The organism is Sporosarcina sp. P13, assembly GCF_002743055.1.
In the GTDB taxonomy this organism is placed as follows: domain Bacteria; phylum Bacillota; class Bacilli; order Bacillales_A; family Planococcaceae; genus Sporosarcina.
Genome location: NZ_PDYM01000016.1, coordinates 37,510 through 54,636 on the forward strand (window position 1 = coordinate 37,510; position 17,127 = coordinate 54,636).

At 39.1% G+C, this 17,127-nt stretch carries 17 protein-coding genes; 10 read left to right on the forward strand and 7 right to left on the reverse strand.

Going from position 1 to position 17,127, the window contains the following annotated elements:
• Positions 1 to 126: 126 nt before the first annotated feature.
• The gene (locus CSV79_RS09205; protein WP_099688756.1) at positions 127 to 1,665 is read right to left on the reverse strand and encodes an AbgT family transporter; all 1,539 of its coding nucleotides are present in this window, start codon (positions 1,663 to 1,665) and stop codon (positions 127 to 129) included.
• An 11-nt stretch (positions 1,666 to 1,676) separates the two neighbouring features.
• Positions 1,677 to 2,861 (reverse strand): M20 metallopeptidase family protein, encoded by a 1,185-nt coding sequence (locus tag CSV79_RS09210; RefSeq protein WP_099688757.1) that lies wholly within the window; start codon positions 2,859 to 2,861, stop codon positions 1,677 to 1,679.
• A gap of 245 nt (positions 2,862 to 3,106) precedes the next feature.
• Here CSV79_RS09210 and splB point away from each other — a divergent pair, with 245 nt between their 5' ends.
• Positions 3,107 to 4,135 (forward strand): spore photoproduct lyase, encoded by a 1,029-nt coding sequence (gene splB / locus CSV79_RS09215; protein WP_099688758.1) that lies wholly within the window; start codon positions 3,107 to 3,109, stop codon positions 4,133 to 4,135.
• A gap of 113 nt (positions 4,136 to 4,248) precedes the next feature.
• Positions 4,249 to 4,476, forward strand: a complete 228-nt coding sequence (locus CSV79_RS09220; RefSeq protein WP_099688759.1) for a group-specific protein — start codon at positions 4,249 to 4,251, stop codon at positions 4,474 to 4,476.
• Between the two features lie 28 nt (positions 4,477 to 4,504).
• Here the strand turns inward: CSV79_RS09220 and CSV79_RS16810 are convergent, their stop codons facing one another.
• Positions 4,505 to 4,660 (reverse strand): hypothetical protein, encoded by a 156-nt coding sequence (locus tag CSV79_RS16810; protein ID WP_158232502.1) that lies wholly within the window; start codon positions 4,658 to 4,660, stop codon positions 4,505 to 4,507.
• 75 nt (positions 4,661 to 4,735) lie between these two features.
• Positions 4,736 to 5,653, reverse strand: a complete 918-nt coding sequence (locus CSV79_RS09225) for a patatin-like phospholipase family protein (protein WP_099688760.1) — start codon at positions 5,651 to 5,653, stop codon at positions 4,736 to 4,738.
• Positions 5,654 to 5,830: 177 nt separating this feature from the next.
• On the opposite strand from CSV79_RS09225, the gene CSV79_RS09230 reads away from it, so the two are divergent.
• The gene (locus CSV79_RS09230) at positions 5,831 to 6,178 is read left to right on the forward strand and encodes a DUF378 domain-containing protein (protein WP_099688761.1); all 348 of its coding nucleotides are present in this window, start codon (positions 5,831 to 5,833) and stop codon (positions 6,176 to 6,178) included.
• A 48-nt stretch (positions 6,179 to 6,226) separates the two neighbouring features.
• On the opposite strand, the gene CSV79_RS09235 is transcribed toward CSV79_RS09230, so the two are convergent.
• Entirely contained in the window at positions 6,227 to 6,982 is a 756-nt protein-coding gene (locus CSV79_RS09235) for a purine nucleoside phosphorylase YfiH/LACC1 family protein (protein ID WP_099688762.1), read from the reverse strand.
• Positions 6,979 to 8,106, reverse strand: a complete 1,128-nt coding sequence (locus CSV79_RS09240) for an amidohydrolase (RefSeq protein ID WP_099688763.1) — start codon at positions 8,104 to 8,106, stop codon at positions 6,979 to 6,981. The genes CSV79_RS09235 and CSV79_RS09240 overlap by 4 nt, the downstream gene beginning before the upstream one ends.
• 552 nt (positions 8,107 to 8,658) lie before the next feature.
• Here CSV79_RS09240 and CSV79_RS09245 point away from each other — a divergent pair.
• On the forward strand, positions 8,659 to 10,140 hold the full coding sequence (locus tag CSV79_RS09245; protein WP_099688764.1) for a BCCT family transporter: 1,482 nt from the start codon (positions 8,659 to 8,661) through the stop codon (positions 10,138 to 10,140).
• Positions 10,141 to 10,334: 194 nt separating this feature from the next.
• Complete coding sequence (locus CSV79_RS09250; RefSeq protein WP_099688765.1) at positions 10,335 to 11,891, forward strand: ABC-F family ATP-binding cassette domain-containing protein; 1,557 nt, start codon at positions 10,335 to 10,337, stop codon at positions 11,889 to 11,891.
• Positions 11,892 to 12,041: 150 nt separating this feature from the next.
• Here the strand turns inward: CSV79_RS09250 and CSV79_RS09255 are convergent, their stop codons facing one another.
• Entirely contained in the window at positions 12,042 to 12,914 is an 873-nt protein-coding gene (locus CSV79_RS09255; protein ID WP_099688766.1) for a LysR family transcriptional regulator, read from the reverse strand.
• A gap of 119 nt (positions 12,915 to 13,033) precedes the next feature.
• Between CSV79_RS09255 and CSV79_RS09260 the strand changes: the two genes are divergently transcribed.
• From CSV79_RS09260 to CSV79_RS09280, 5 genes are all read left to right on the forward strand, one after another.
• Positions 13,034 to 13,729 carry a CoA transferase subunit A gene (locus CSV79_RS09260; protein WP_099688767.1) on the forward strand — a complete coding sequence of 232 codons (696 nt, stop codon included), beginning with the start codon at positions 13,034 to 13,036 and terminating at the stop codon, positions 13,727 to 13,729.
• 18 nt (positions 13,730 to 13,747) lie between these two features.
• Positions 13,748 to 14,395, forward strand: coding sequence for a 3-oxoacid CoA-transferase subunit B (locus CSV79_RS09265; RefSeq protein ID WP_099688768.1), 648 nt, complete (start codon positions 13,748 to 13,750; stop codon positions 14,393 to 14,395).
• Positions 14,396 to 14,460: 65 nt separating this feature from the next.
• Positions 14,461 to 15,393 carry a 3-hydroxyacyl-CoA dehydrogenase family protein gene (locus CSV79_RS09270; protein WP_099688769.1) on the forward strand — a complete coding sequence of 311 codons (933 nt, stop codon included), beginning with the start codon at positions 14,461 to 14,463 and terminating at the stop codon, positions 15,391 to 15,393.
• A 673-nt stretch (positions 15,394 to 16,066) separates the two neighbouring features.
• The gene (locus tag CSV79_RS09275; protein WP_099688770.1) at positions 16,067 to 16,717 is read left to right on the forward strand and encodes a helix-turn-helix transcriptional regulator; all 651 of its coding nucleotides are present in this window, start codon (positions 16,067 to 16,069) and stop codon (positions 16,715 to 16,717) included.
• A 12-nt stretch (positions 16,718 to 16,729) separates the two neighbouring features.
• On the forward strand, positions 16,730 to 17,104 hold the full coding sequence (locus CSV79_RS09280) for a Rid family detoxifying hydrolase (RefSeq protein WP_099688771.1): 375 nt from the start codon (positions 16,730 to 16,732) through the stop codon (positions 17,102 to 17,104).
• The last annotated feature ends 23 nt before the right edge of the window (positions 17,105 to 17,127 follow it).

Below are 17,127 nucleotides of genomic sequence, written 5' to 3' on the forward strand. Positions count from 1 at the left end.
CTTAAATCTTTGTATTAGTATAGCAAAGAAATCAGTTGTAATGATAGATTTAACCAAGTGAAAGCTTATTGTTCTTATTAAAAAAACAAGTGCCTCTTAGCGTTTGCTAAAAGACACTTTATACTATTATTTACTTAAGAAGATAGGAGCATCTGGTCCAACCGGAATACCTAGTAAATACCAAGTGATTAACAGGATAATCCAGAAGACTCCGTAGAATACAGAGTAAGGGAATAATCCTGCAATTAACGTTCCTAAACCTGCTTTCTTATCGAACTTCTGAGCAAACGCCAAGATAAGAACCAAATACGGGAACATAGGCGTAATTGGATTTGTGATAGAGTCACCGATTCGATACATCATTTGTGTAAATGCCGGATGGTAATCTAAGTACATAAACATCGGTACAAAGACTGGTGCTAAAATTGCCCACTTTGCAGAGGCGCTACCGACTAGTAGATTGATTACAGCGACAAACAAGATGAAAGAAACAAATAAAGGAATTCCTTTAAACCCGACTGTGTCTAACAGGTTTGCTCCTTTAATAGAAATAATAGCACCTAAGTTACTAGCATTAAAGTAAGCGAGCATCTGTGCTGAAACAAAGACAAGTACAATATAAGGTCCCATCGAGCTCATTGCACGACCAATTTGCTGTGCAAAGTCTTTAGAGCTAGTAATTGTTTTTGCTCCAAGTCCGTAAAAAATCCCTGGTATCAAGAACATAATCATAACTAATGGAACTACTGCAGCCATAAGTGGTGAACCTTGAATAATAGAACCTGTTTCTGCATTTCGCAACCATCCGTTTACAGGTATTACACCAATCAACAGAATGGCTACAGCGACAGCTACAGAAATATTAGCCCAACGCAGACCTTTATTCTCGAGCGGTGTAATCGGTTCATGTTCAAGTATTTGACCTTCAAATACACCATAGCGCGGAATTGTAAATTTATACGTAACCCATGTTCCGACAACAAGGAGGAAAAATGTTGAGACCGCAATGAAATAATAGTTCATTGCTGGGTTTGCTACAAAAGTAGGATCAACTGTCTGTGCTCCGATTTCTGTAAAGCCAGCAGCTAATGTATCAGTCATACCTATTAGCACGTTCGCAGAAAATGCACCAAGTGTAGATGCATAAGCAGCTATTAATCCAACGAATGGATGGAAACCAAAAGACATAAGGATTGTTGCAGCGAGTGGTGGCAAGACGACTTGTGTTGCATCTCCAGCCACGTTACCAATAATACCTATTAATATAATCATAGGAATGATAATCTTTTTTGGTGTAGAAAGAACAGCTCTACGCATCAAAGTTTTAAAATAACCACTTTCATCGGCTAGACCTACACCTAACATAATAACTAACACAGCACCAAGTGGCGGGAAGTCACTGAAGTTCTTTACCATACCTGTCAGTAGCTCCAGAATTCCATCTTTAGAAAGGAGATTCTTGGCTACAATTTCTTTTCCGTCAACGGGGCTAATTGCCGAAACATTAAAAAAGGAAGATACTGCTGAAATAATTAGAATAGCTAAAGCCATCATGGCAAACAAAACGATTGGGTCTGGTAGCTTGTTACCGGCAATTTCAATTCGATTAAGCATCCGGTCAAAAAATGAATTCTTAGTTTTTACCGCTTCTGGACTTTTTGACATATGATCACCTCTTAGTATTGGCTCGTTAAAAATATGGCAGTTGAAACAAAGTAGGAAATGCCTATTTTAAGTGCCTGTTCATTAATTTCAAAACGCGGGTGATGATGGGGATAGAAGACATCATCTCTTTTCTGCATCGCACCTACCCCGATATAACACCCAGGAACGATATTACTAAATGCAGAGAAATCCTCCCCACCTAGCACTGGTGGTACTTCTTCCACACGTTCGTTAGTAAAGAAGTCTGTAAGATGCTGTAACACAGCAGTCGACAAATCGATGTCATTGAAAACTGGATCATATCCGTATTGATAGTCTAGTTCAGCAGTTGCACCATGAGCCTTTGCTATATTCGTACTAATACTTTCTATACTAGTTTTAATTTTTTCCCTTACATCATTAGATAATGAACGAACTGAACCACCAATAATTGCTTGGTCGGGAATCACGTTGTAAGCTTCACCGCTATGGAAACGTGTACAAGAAACTACGCCGCTTTCCAAAGGACTTAGTACTCTAGAAACGATTTGTTGGAGATTTGAAACAATTTGTGAGCCAATGGCAAGTGCGTCAATTGCATTCTCTGGTTGTGAAGCGTGGCCAGACTTACCTTTTACTGTAATATCAAAGACATCGGATGCGGAAGTCATAGGACCTTTTGTAACTTGGATCTCACCTACTGGCAGAGTAGACCATAAATGCATGCCTAGGATACAATCTACACCGTCGAGCACTCCAGCCTTCACCATTTCCTGAGCACCGCCTGGAGGCAGTTCTTCAGCATGTTGAAATAAAAATACAAATTCGCCGGTAAGTGTTTCCTTCATTTCAGAAAGAATCTTTGCAGTACCAAGCAGTATGGATGTATGTCCGTCATGTCCACATGCATGCATCTTACCTTCTACCTGTGATTCAAATTCAACTCCAGTATCTTCGTGAATAGGAAGAGCATCAATATCAGCGCGCATTGCAATAGTTTTACCTTCGCCAGCTAATCCCTTTAGTCTTCCCATGACACTAGTTTTAGTAGGTCTAGTTATTTCAATTCCACTAAACTTTTTTAGTTGTTCTTCTATATACTTCGATGTTTCATACTCTTCAAAAGAGAGTTCAGGGTGTTGATGTAAATGACGTCTCCATTCGATTACCTTCGGGAATACTTCTTCAACTATATTTGGAATCGCTTTCTTTTCCATAGTATACACACCTTTGCATTTACGCTTATTTAACGACTATGTCGCTATATGCTCATTATAATATTTGGGATAGGGAAATATCAATAGCCAAATCTTCACCATTTTTAAAAAAGAGTATATTTTCACCCCTCAAAATACCTTTATAGTTTAGGCCTTTACTTCTGCTCGATCAAATAGCTCATCATAATATCAAAGGAAAAGTCCACACTATCGTAAATCCACTATGTATAGGAGATAAAAACGATATGAATAAACCTTTCATTCCGCAGTTGGTCTATTTTGAACCGGGTGCTTTGGAGTATCCATTAGGGCAAGAGTTGAAAAATACGTTTGAAGGAATGGGTATTGAAATCCGCTATACAACTTCACATAATCAAGTGCGGAATTTACCCGGTGATACGGATGCTCAGAAATACCGTATAGCAAAGTCGACGCTAGTCGTAGGTATACGCAAAACCTTGAAGTTTGATACGTCGAAACCATCCGCTGAATATGCTATACCATTAGCAACTGGTTGCATGGGGCATTGTCATTATTGTTATTTACAAACGACAATGGGAACTAAACCATATATACGGACGTATGTAAATGTAGAAGAGATATTACAAGCTGCCGATCAGTATATAGAAGAGCGGGCACCAGAAATTACGCGTTTTGAAGCTGCTTGTACATCGGATATTGTAGGGATTGACCATTTGACTCATTCGTTGAAACGAGCGATTGAGCATATAGGTCAAACAGAGCTAGGGCGTTTGCGATTCGTTACGAAGTTCCATTTCGTCGACCATTTGTTAGATGCTAAGCATAACGGCAACACCCGATTTCGGTTTAGCGTAAATGCAGATTACGTTATTAAGAACTTTGAACCAGGAACTTCACCACTAGATAAACGAATAGAAGCGGCTGGAAAAGTGGCAACGGCAGGATATCCACTTGGTTTTATCGTTGCTCCCATCTACTTATACGATGGGTGGGAAGACGGCTATCGTCATTTATTTGAACGTCTTGACGCCGAGTTACCAGAAGATGCACGGAATGATATAACATTCGAGTTAATTCAGCATCGTTTTACAAAGCCTGCGAAGAAAGTAATTGAAAAAAATTACCCTAAGACTAAACTGGAATTGGATGAAGAAAAACGTAGATATAAATGGGGTAAGTATGGAATCGGAAAATATATTTATCCGAAAGATGAAGAAGATCAAATTAAAGAAAAGCTGTACCATTATATAGATGAGTTCTTCCCAAATGCAAAGTTAGAGTACTTCACATAAAGATGATTTTTGGATAGAAAAAAGACTCGTAGCTTTTATAACATAAGCAACAAGCCTTCATTTTAAGTTCACTGAAGATTGTGATATAGTGTTGGGTAAAGGAGTTGGTAGTATTGAGTAAATGTACAATTGATCATACGCAAAACGATGTGGTGCAAAAGTTGATAGAACAGCAAGCATTTTTACCAGGGGAATTAGTGGAGCGTGGTGAATTGTTTTTGAGTAAGCCAAAGGCCCAGGAGACATTGAATGAAGTATTTCATCTATTAAAGAAATATGATTTGGCTGCGGAAGAAGAAAGAATGAAGCGAAATCAGACGATGGAGCAGTTATTTAGATAAGTAAGATTTACTTACTATATATGTTTATTCACTGGACATCGTTAGCTAAAAGGGAGATCGCTAATTCAAGCAACTGAATATCTTTCAAGATGAAAGTTTTTATGTCGGCGGGCGCAATGTCATATTCGTTGACTAGAAGTTCGAGCTCGCGATTGAAGAGTAGATATTCAGTAAAGTTAGTCATAATTGCAATCCTCCTCACTAGTAATTTTACCCGCCAAAACATGGATTTAAACTGCGTACAATTCAAATATTTCATTTAGATGACATTTTGGCGGCCAACTAGTTTGGGTTGCGTTGGCGACCAGGTTAGCAGGAATTCCTTGGTACGACTGCGACCGATTGCTAGGAGTTCTTCCATTTGTTCTTTGTCCATATCAAATTGCGTTGCGCTATAATCTTCTACAGGGATGAAGATTATATTCTTTTCGTGTGTACGTGAAATGTATTTTTCGTCATGTGCATTTTTCATCGTGGAAAATAAAGCTTCGAATAATTGTAATGCATTATGAATGGAGCGCCCTGGTACTTCTTCTTGACTGCGACTTAGCTTGAGTCCGATTAAAGGATACTTTTTTGTTTGTGGTGAATCATCGAAAATCCACATCGGAAAATTGCTGAGTACACCGCCATCCACAACAATGGTTCCTTTTGGCGCTTCCAATCGTACAGGTTCAAAAAAGTAGGGAATGCCGCAGCTCATGCGCAATGCTTTCGCGATAGAAAATTTATCTGGATCATAGCCGTAGTTCTCAAGATCATCAGGTAACACCATCATTTTACCATTCGTTAAATCGGAGGCGACTAATTTTAAAGAACCCTTTGGTAGGTCGCCAAACGCATAACAGCCTTTACGCGCGAGTTTATCAAAAAACCAATCCTCAAGCGCTTCTCCTTTATATAACCCCATTCTCCAATAAAGACTGACCCATTTCATGAATGGAAACGGCAGTAATGTCTTGCGTGGATCAAGCAGCAACTCGAAATCCTCTTCAGCTAACATGATTTCAATTTCATCCGCGCTATAGCCGGCAGCTAAGAAGCATGCTACTATTGCACCTGCGCTCGTTCCGGCAACATTTTCAAAATGATAGCCTTGCTTTTCCAATTCCTGAACAGCACCCACTAATGCAAATCCCTTTAATCCGCCGCCTGAAAAAACACCATTAATTTTCATACAATCCCTACTTTCATTTGTAGTGGTCTTCTAATTTAGAGTTTAACTAGCTAAATTAGAACTACCTCTAAACAATTGCATAAGAAAAATGAATGAAAAGAATCTTTTGGTGAACTATAATAGAGAATCTATACATAGCTTTCATGGATTCAATGACCTATAAAGGAGGTGTGTTCATTGAGTGGTTTTATGAGGTTTGCATTGGCGTTAGTCATTATCGGGGCATTAAATTGGGGGTTAATCGGATTTTTTAACTTTGATATAGTGGCAACTGCATTCGGAGGACAAAATACAATCCTCGCAAAGATTGTCTATGCTGTTGTTGGGCTGAGTGGATTGGCGACAATTGCTCTTTTATTCAAAACAAATGAAGAAATTGTCACTGATGTCGAAAGGGAAGAGGAACCTAACGATCGTTTTGACCGGATTCGAAATGTGAATTACAATACGGAGTTCGGTGAAGAACTAGATTTTAAGAAAAAGCGTAAAGAAGTAAAAGAACCAACTAAAGAGGACGAGTTGTAATAGAAAAGGTAGGCAGGAATGTATTTCGGTATATTCCTGTCTACCTTTTTATGCCTTCCTTTTGATAAAGCTAACATGACGACCGGATTGTTTGTCCTCTCGATAAGAAAAACCATCTGGACTTTGGAACGTGCATGTACGGTCAATTGTAATGTTTGTAGCGGGAATCCCAGCTAATTCACATTGTCGTTTTACTGTTAGTTGATTGTCGATATGATATTTGTTAGTTTCTTCATTGTAGCGGATGAATTCTTCTGCATAACCGAGAGTATGAAACCTTTTATAGACATCATCATCGACTTCAAACTTTTCTTGACTGAGGGCTGCTCCAATTTGCACGTGCATATGGCTCAAGTCACAGCTTTCAACTTCTTGTAGGTGGCGTAACAGTTTCGGCGTGATTTCTTTCACAGTTCCTTGCCACCCTGAATGAATAACGCCAATGACATTGTCAGTGTGAAAAATTACGGGTACACAATCCGCAGTCATACTGCATAGCACAATATTCGTTTCGAACGTATAAAGTGCATCTGTATCAGCAATTGCAGAAACTTGTTCTAACATACCTTTGCCGCGGTCTAACTCCGTCACGCGGTGAAAGTTCGCACTATGTGTTTGATTAGCAAATACAAAATCAACGGGCGTACTTTGCAGGAAACTGGCCAATAGTTTTCGGTTGCCGATTACTTGCTCGGCAGAAGTACATGCGTGAAGTGCCATATTATAGCACTCAGGCTCACTGCAATCCTTCATTGTCATACCTGAAAGGATTTGGTCATGGTCTTGATAGATAATTGTTTTCATAGTTCTTGATCCGCGTTTAGTAACATTTGAGTGAGAATTTGAGCACCGTATACTAACGCTTCTGTATTGAACGACATTTGCGGATGATGCAGTCCTGGCTTCAAATTACAGCCTAGACCAATCATCGTTGCAGGAATGTCAGGCGTTTTCCACGTGTAGAAATGGAAGTCTTCCGCACCTTGTGAAATACAAGGACCATCGATATTTTCTTCTCCTAATACAGAACCAATGGCTTGCTCTGCCAATTGGACTGCTACTTTGCTTTCCGTGGCGGCAGGGGAATAGCCTTCCTCTTCATACGTTATTTTTGTCTCTGTCAATTCAGCAATATTCTCGATAATGTGACGAGCCTTTTCAAGTAGCGCATCCATTGTTTCATTTGATTCTGCACGAACATCCAATGTAAAACGCGCACTCTCTGGAATTGAATTACTCGTTTCACCCCCGTGGAGCTCAGTGATTTTAATAGAGAACTTTTTATTGCCTGTCAGACGGATTTGCCGTAATGCTTGAATAAGGAAACTAGCTGCTTCAATTGGATTATTACCTTCTTCAGGTCGAGCTGCATGTGCTGGCGTTCCAATAATTGAGCCAACAATCGTGGCGGATGAACCGTGTAAAATAACGGGTGTAGCTTTACCAAACGGAACTTCCATATGCGGTCGAACATGAATGCCACCTAAAAATATCACGTTTTCTAAGACGCCTTCCTCCATCATTTGCAATGCACCTTCTGCTACTTCTTCGGCTGGTTGAAAAACGAATCTCATCGTATGTCGTGGACTAGACTCACTTAGTGCTAATGCCGTGTACAGTGCCATCGTACTGTGTGCATCGTGTCCGCATGAATGGTTCGCTTTCACTACACCATCTATTTCTTGTACCAATGCATCCATATCGGCACGTAGCGCAATGACGCCTTCTTTTTCGCCAGGTATTTCAGCAATGAATCCATAATGATTGGTATACGCAGTGACTTGTAAACCAGCCGCAGCTAATTTTTCTTGTAAATAGCGGGAGGTCTGCTGTTCTTCCCGACTAGGTTCTGCGATAGCGTGTAATTCTGAATAAGTTTGAAGAATTTGTTGTTTATGTTCTTTGATGTATTCTATTGGATTATTCATTCGAAAAACCTCCGCTTATATGTAAGTATTCTTTCATAAAGTAAACCACATGGAGTAGAAAACATCAAAATTAATAATAAATGGATTCTGAATAAATTGGTCCTTTTGAACACATACTCGAGAATAGTATTGTACCCTCTAAGATCGAATTTTTAAGGGAGATATATTTTGAGAAGATTTGTTTATGCGATGGGCGTACAATGGCTTTGATTTGCTGACTAACAGTGGGTTATCCGTAATTGGGGAATTGTTACATTTTGTAAAGTGTAAATGTTCAGTGACGATATGGAAGGTTTGTAAGTGGTAAAAATCCACTAAACGGCAACGGGGTCAGATGCTAGCGTCGTTCCTGGTGACAAATTATTCGATAAATATAAAAGTTTATATTTTTAACTAGCAAAGTATAAGATGAAGTATGCCATTATATCAACGTTTTTCATGTGTTAGTATTCTATTAAAATAAAATAAAATTGACTAATCCATTTGATTTCTTATTTTATTTCAAGTATAGTGTAACCTTGCTTGTGTAATCTACGTAAATAAGGGGGAAATATGAAGAAAATATCAAAAGTATTTTATATTACAATTGCATTAATCATCTTGGCAGTTGGTTATGGTGTAATTGATCCAATACACTTTGAGCAAATCACAAATTCCGGAAAAGCGTTTGTGGCCTCAAGGTTTGGTTGGTATTATATGTTACTCATGACGGCACTCTTGTTGCTAAGTATTTTTATGATATTCAGTCCATACGGTAAAATCCGTTTAGGAAAAGATACAGATCGTCCGCAATTCTCTACTATCACTTGGATTGCGATGCTATTTTCAGCAGGTATGGGTATCGGTTTGGTATTCTACGGTGCTGCAGAACCACTTTCACACTACGCTGTTCCTGCTACTGAGGATCCGCAAACACCTGCCGCTTTTAAAGAAGCGATGCGGAAAACATTTTTACACTATGGACTTCACATCTGGGCATTGTATGGCATGGTCGCATTGGCATTGGCATACTTCCAGTTTCGAAAAGGCGAAGCGGGTTTAATATCTGCAACATTGAAGCCGATTTTTGGAGAAAAAGTAAAAGGTCCTTTAGGTACTACAATTGATGTGCTTGCAGTGTTTGCAACGGCTTTTGGCGTGGCAACTTCACTTGGCTTAGGTGCTGTTCAAATTAATGCAGGCTTGAATTACTTATTTGGTTTCTCGATAGGAATCCAGTCACAAATTATTATCGTAACAGTCGTGACGGTACTGTTTATCGGATCAGCCTGGTCAGGGTTAAGTAGAGGGATTCGTTATTTGTCCAATATTAACTTGATATTGGCAGTAGCCCTATTAGGATTAATTCTCATTCTTGGACCTACTTTATTGATCCTAAATATGTTCACAGATTCAGTTGGCGGCTATTTTACTCATCTCATTGATATGAGTATGAGTACGGCTCCACTCAATGGTGAAAATCGTGGATGGTTAGATGGATGGACGATATTCTATTGGGCTTGGTGGATTTCTTGGTCACCATTCGTCAGTATGTTCATCGCACGGGTTTCGAAAGGACGTACGATTCGTGAATTTATGGCAGGCGTATTGCTTGTTCCTTCATTCTTCGGATTCTTATGGTTCTCTACATTTGGCACAACAGCAATTGACTTTCAAAAAAATGGGGTAGTAGATTTAGCTTCTTTTGATATTGAAGTAGTTGCATTCGAGATGTTTCACGAAATGCCATTTTCATTGGTTCTGTCATTGTTTGCGATTCTTTTAGTTACTTCGTTCTTCATCACGTCAGCTGACTCAGCGACTTACGTATTAGGTATGCAGTCAACGTATGGTTCTTTGATGCCACCGAACTCCGTTAAAGTGATCTGGGGTGTTATTGTATCGACAATCGCATTGATCTTGCTTTCAGCAGGTGGACTTCTTGCTTTGCAGAACACGATTATCATAGCGGCCTTGCCGTTCTCTTTTGTTATGGTATTGATGATGTTTTCATTGTTCAAGTCAATGAATGAAGAGTTATATAAAATGAAATAAAAAAGGGCACATGCGAATCAAATCGTGTGTGCTTTTTCTTCTTATTATGCTGTTTGATCGCCATAAACGGCTAGGTTAATATCTGTAATGGAAGATACTTTGTCTAAGTATGTGTTAGTTTACATTTTCTAAGGTAATTATGTATATAGGGTGTTAAAATAAATGAAATGAATGAAAAGGAATAGGTGTACAACATGAGTTTATTAACAGTAAAAAATATTAGCCATGGGTTTGGTGATCGGGCAATTTTTGACGACGTATCTTTCCGGTTATTGTCAGGTGAACATATCGGGTTAGTAGGTGCCAATGGTGAAGGAAAATCTACATTTATGAATATTATTACACATAAGTTAGAACCTGATGCTGGCACAGTGACTTGGTCGAAGCGTGTACGTGTAGGTTACTTAGATCAGCATGCGGTATTGAAGCAAGGAATGTCCATACGCGATGTTTTGCGCACCGCGTTTCAGTACTTATACGATATGGAAACAGAAATGAATGAACTGTTTGCGAAGATGGGTGAAGTAGAGCCTGATGATCTAGAAGGTCTTTTAGAAGAGACTGGCCAAATTCAAGATTCCCTAGAGCAAAGCGGGTTTTATATGATTGATGCCAAAGTGGAAGAAATAGCGAATGGTTTAGGGCTGAATGAGTTTGGACTGGATCGTGACGTCAACGATCTAAGCGGTGGGCAACGAACGAAAGTATTACTTGCAAAATTACTACTTGAAAAGCCTGATATTTTATTACTAGATGAGCCAACGAACTATTTGGATGTCGAGCATATCGAATGGCTACGTACATATTTGCAGGAGTATCCAGGTGCGTTCATATTGATTTCTCATGATATTCCATTCTTAAATAGTGTTATCAACTTGATTTATCATATGGAAAATCAGCAAATTAATCGCTATCCAGGTGACTATAATGAGTTTTTACGTGTTCATGAGATGAAGCAGCAGCAAGTGGAGGCAGCTTATAAAAAGCAGCAGAAAGAAATTGCGAACTTAAAGGACTTTGTTGCGCGCAATAAAGCTAATGCTGCAACAAGTCGCATGGCGATGTCTCGACAGAAGAAGCTTGATAAAATGGATGTTATTGAAATGGATTCAGAAAAGCCGAAACCACATTTTGATTTCAAAACGGCAAAAACTCCCGGGAAATATTTATTTGAAACGAAGGATCTTGTAATCGGTTATGAAGATCCACTTTCAAAACCACTCAACTTAGTTATGGAGCGAGGGCAAAAGATTGCCTTAGCAGGAGCCAATGGGATTGGGAAAACTACCTTGCTGAAAAGCATCCTTGGTGAAATTCCTGCACTTTCAGGAAAAGTGGAGCAAGGCGAACATCTATCCATTGGGTACTTTGAACAGGAAATGAAAGCAGATACGGACAACACATGCCTTGAAGAAATCTGGTCTGAGTTTCCACATTTCGCACAATATGAAGTGCGGGCTGCATTGGCACGCGTCGGATTGACTACGAAGCATATTGAAAGTAAAGTGAAAGTACTGAGCGGTGGAGAACGTGCAAAGGTGCGTCTATGTAAACTCGTTAACTCAGAAACCAACTTATTAGTCTTGGATGAGCCAACCAACCACTTGGACTATGACGCAAAAGAAGAGCTTAAACGTGCATTGAAAGAGTATAAAGGTAGCATCCTTCTCATCTCACATGAACCAGACTTTTACGAAGGTGTCGTAACAACTATTTGGAACGGTGAATCTTGGACAACAAAAATGTTCTGACTTGTTCCACGTGAAACAGTAAACTCCAACCGAGTGTGGGTTGGAGTTTTTTATGTTCAGACACCCATCCGTTGCCTGACTTGTCCGACGAAATCTTCATAAAGTAGACGAATAGGTCTACTCTTTTTTGGGTATAGTCTAATGTGTACTCTACTTATGAAACATTTCCATGAATTTCTTAAGTGCGAATGAATGGTAGCTGTCCTTTTTTGTTACAATTCCGAGTTTCCATAATAGCGGGGGTTCTTTTAACGGTACTATTTTAATCTGATCATTGGAGAACTTTTCGGAAATAGATTGAGGAAGTAAAGTAATTCCTAGCTTCGCTGCCACAAGTTCAATGATTAAATCCCATTGTGAACTTTCATAAGAGATTGTTGGGTTGAAGCCTACTTCTTTGCAAGCACCAATAATATATCGATGCAATGCAAAGCTTTTAGAAAATAGAATGAGCTTTTCATCTTGTAAATCGGATAGTGCAATAGCATCTCTTGATGCAAATGGATGATCACGATGAACGAATACGAAGAACTTATCGGATATAAACGGTTGAACATTGAAGATTTCTGTATCGGTTGGTAAGACGATAATACCAGCGTCAATCTGTCCTTTATCTACTAGATCCTCGACTACTTTTGCTCCGTGCTCATGTAGTTCAATAGTTATATTAGGAAAGTTAGATTGTAGGTTTTTAGCAATTTGAGGGAAGAAAAGAGTTCCGATTAATGGTGGCATGCCAATTTTGATCTCGCCCGCTACGCCTTCTACGAGATCTTCCAATAAAGTAGGAAGTTCCGCTACTAAGTTTTGTATTTGTTGGCCTTGTGAATAAACAATATTCCCTGCGTCGGTTAGTTGTAAATTACGTGTTGAACGATTAAATAGAATGACGTTCAGTTCTTCTTCCAACTTTTTAACGGATTTACTTAATGAGGGTTGAGACATATAAGAATGTTCTGCGGCCTTTGTAAAACTTAAATGATTGGCTACTTCAATAAAAGCGTTGAAATCTTTTAAATCCATTCGAATCAGCCTTTCAATTTACTTATTCTAAAAGGGAATACTATTCATTCGTTATATTCATTTTACATATAAGTCAGAACTATGTAAACTATTACTAAAGAGTTGAAGGAGGTTACGGTATGAGCAAAGTGTATAATTCATTTGCGAAAGCGGTTTCAGATATTCGAGATGGCAGTACAATTATCGTTGGCGGGTTCGGATTATGTGGTATACCGGAAAAGTCTATAGAAGCATTACGCGAAAGTGGTGTTAAAGATTTAACAATTGCTAGTAACAACTGTGGTACGGATGACCAAGGGCTAGGTATATTGCTTGCCAATAAACAAATCAAAAAGATGATTGCTTCTTATGTTGGTGAGAATAAGATCTTTGAAAAGCAGTTTCTAAGTGGGGAATTGGAAGTTGAATTAAGTCCTCAAGGGACGCTGGCGGAAAGAATTAGATCAGGTGGCGCAGGAATTCCTGGATTCTATACCGCTACAGGCGTTGGAACACCTATTGCAGAAGGTAAAGAAACGAAAGAGTTTAACGGTAAGACCTACTTGCTTGAAGAAGGAATTGTCGGCGACTTTGCACTTGTAAAAGCTTGGAAGGCTGACACACTTGGCAACTTAGTTTATCGCAAAACTGCTAGAAATTTTAATCCACTTGCAGCAATGGCAGGTAAAATAACGATTGCAGAAGTGGAAGAGATTGTAGAAGCAGGCGAACTAAAACCTGAAGAAATTGATACACCGGGTGTTTATGTACAACGTGTTCTACTTGGAACGGACTATGCAAAGCCGATTGAACGCTTAACGGTAAGAAAAGCGTAAAAAGGGGAGATGACAACGATGGATACTCGATTAACAATCGTTAAACGTGCAGTAAAGGAAATACAAGACGGCATGAACGTGAATCTAGGAATCGGCATGCCCACATTGGTGGCCAATGAAATTCCTGCAGATGTAAATGTGCTATTGCAATCGGAAAACGGACTGCTCGGTATTGGGCCGTATCCGGTTGAAGGTCTAGAAGATGCGGATTTAATCAATGCAGGAAAAGAAACAATCACAACGGTACCTGGATCTTCATTCTTTGATAGTGCGGAGTCATTTGCGATGATCCGTGGTGGCCATATTGACTTGGCAATCCTCGGCGGTATGGAAGTCTCTGAAAAAGGAGATTTAGCCAACTGGATGATTCCAGGGAAAATGGTTAAAGGAATGGGCGGCGCTATGGACTTAGTCGTCGGTGCTAAACGTGTCGTTGTTATTATGGATCATGTCAGTAAGCATGGCGAATCCAAAGTGAAGAAGACATGTGAATTGCCACTTACAGGTCTAGGTGTGGTAGATCGACTGATCACAGACTTGGCTGTATTTGATTTTACAGATGAAGGCATGGTGCTTGTGGAAACTTCACCAGGTGTTACTGTAGAAGAAGTGAAAGAAAAGACAGAAGCACCTTTTATAATTTCACCTGACTTTATACAAAGTTAATTTATTAACGATATCCTAATCAAGGATATCGTTTTTTTAATAAAGATAGATTTGGAGGCAAGTGTATGGAGAGAATAGCGGTAATAGGTTGCGGAACGATGGGTCACTCCATTGCATTATGCGCAGCGTGGGCTGGCTATGATGTGATGATGTATGGGATTTCCGATGAGGAGCTAGAACGTGCTTTTGACAGTATTGAAAATAAGTTACACGTGCTGAGAGCTAACGACTTGCTGACGAGCGACGATTTATTGACAATCCGTAACCGAGTAAAGACGGTAACGTCAATTGAAAAAGCGGTGAAAAATGCGACGTTCGTGATCGAAGCTGTACCTGAACGCTTGGACTTGAAGCAACAAATCTTCAAGCTATTGGATAGTCTTTGCGATCCAGCAGTTATTTTAGCAAGTAATACATCAGCCATCAGTCCAACCGATATTGCAGCGGAAACGAAATATCCTGAACGAACAGTCATTACACACTTCTGGCACCCGGCTCACTTGATTCCGTTAGTTGAAGTTGTTCGCGGTGCAAAAACAAGTGAAGATACAGTTGAACGGTCGATGGTATTAATGAATGAGTTAAATAAAAAACCAATCGAAGTAAAAAAAGAAGCACCTGGTTTTGTAGGAAATCGTTTGCAGTTTGCTTTATTGCGTGAAGCGCAGCACATCCTGGAAGAAGGAATTGCTTCCAAAGAAGATATTGATGCTGCGGTACTCTATAGCATCGGCAGAAGATTGCCTGTTACCGGTCCACTTTTATCAGCGGATATGGGTGGTTTGGACGTCTTTACGGAAATATCAAATTACCTCTATAAAGATCTATCGACTGTAAAACAATCCGCGTCTAGTATGGATGAGTTAGTAGAAGCAGGCAAGCTTGGTAGTAAGACAGGTGAAGGTTATTACGAATGGAGCCATGATTTTACTGAAGAGATGAATACTGCGCGAGAAAATGAATTGATTCGCTATGTGAAACAAGATAGAGGACTATGAAAAAATGCCAGAACTCCCTACTTGGGGTTCTGGCACTTTTTTTTTCTTTATTGGCGAATAGCAAAAATGAGGTGCACAGATCAATGAAACGATAATACTTGCTGGAATACCATTTGGTTCTAGGATATTGCGTATGATCAGGGGATAACGATACGTTGCGCCATTAGTCTCCTTGGAAACGGTCTATAGATATGAATGTTTCTATAAAGGACTGTTCGAAAATAGTGCTGACGATGTCTTTGCCGTCTGAGGTCTGCACTGTGCGAGGCAATCTAATAGATAATGCTAATAAATTTAGCTTAGCTACCAATGAAAATACCATCTTATTTTACTGCGTAATTGTGGTATATAGAAAGTCGTAGCGATTGTTTAGAATTCAAAAACAATAAAATCTTTGCTGTAGCCATTATTACATTTACATCTAATGGATTAGTAGTCTAACTGCACATTTACATTAGTACAAGAATGTGAATGATGTGGTTAAATAGACTCATTTACTTGGTAGTCCTTTTTGTAAGATGGCGTAGTAATAAGGATTACAAATAATTTCGGGTTACAAAAATATTGTAGGGGTTAAAAAATTGTTGCAATTAAAAAAATGTCTGTTAATATTAATCTTAAGTTATTTGAATTCACAATCAATTCGGATAATTAATGAAATGGGGAGTTTGATGTGAGTAATGAAAGCGCTTTAGTATTTGATCATGCAATTCGAACGGCTGATATTTTGGTTGAAATGTTTGGAACGCAATGTGAGGTAGCCGTCCACGACTTTAGCAACCTAGAAAGCTCTTTAATTCATCTAGCGGGCACATTGACAGGAAGAAATATAGGTTCTCCTATAACAGATCTCGTTCTAGAACAGCTTAAGAAAAAAGTAGTGACTGATTATGCTAACTATAAAACGGTATCTCAAAAAGGTTCTGTGATGAAATCATCTACTGTTTTCTTGAAGAATTCAAATGACGAGGTACTAGGTGCACTCTGTATAAACTTTGATATTAGCAACATGATCCAAATGGAAGGTGCACTTAAAGACTTCATCACTTTTGAAGAAGACGAACAACAAAAAGAAAGTTTCTACAAAGATGTACATGAAGTGATCCAATCAATGACGCAACAAGCATTGGATAAGTATTATAAACCCCCTGCGTTGCTAGAAACAGATGAAAAGATTGAAGTAATCCGTGAACTTGAAGCTAGAGGGGCGTTTTTAATAAAAGGAGCTACTGAATATGCAGCTAGTGTATTGGGTGTTTCAAAGTTTACTATATACAACTATTTGCAAAAAGTGCGCACCGATGTCAGTTTTAATTCTAAATAGGAGTTGGTTTAATTGTTCAAGAAAATTCACAGTGATCACGCACCGGCAGCAGTAGGGGCTTACTCTCAAGCAGTCGAAAAAGAGAAAATAGTTTATGTTTCAGGTCAATTACCAATTGATCCGAAAACCAATGAAATGGGCCCAACTGTAGTAGAACAAGCAGAGCAGTCCCTGAAAAATATTGAAGCCATCTTGAAGGCGGCTGATCTTTCGTTAGAAAATGTTGTGAAAAATACAATTTTTATGACATCTCTTGAAGAAGCAGCTCAAGTCAATGAAGTATACGCTAAGTTCTTTGGAAGTAGTCAGCCTGCTAGAGCCATGGTAGGAGTGAAAGAGTTGCCTAAAGGTGCTCAAATTGAGATTGAATCTATTGCTATTCGATAATATAAAAAACAAACCATATTAGG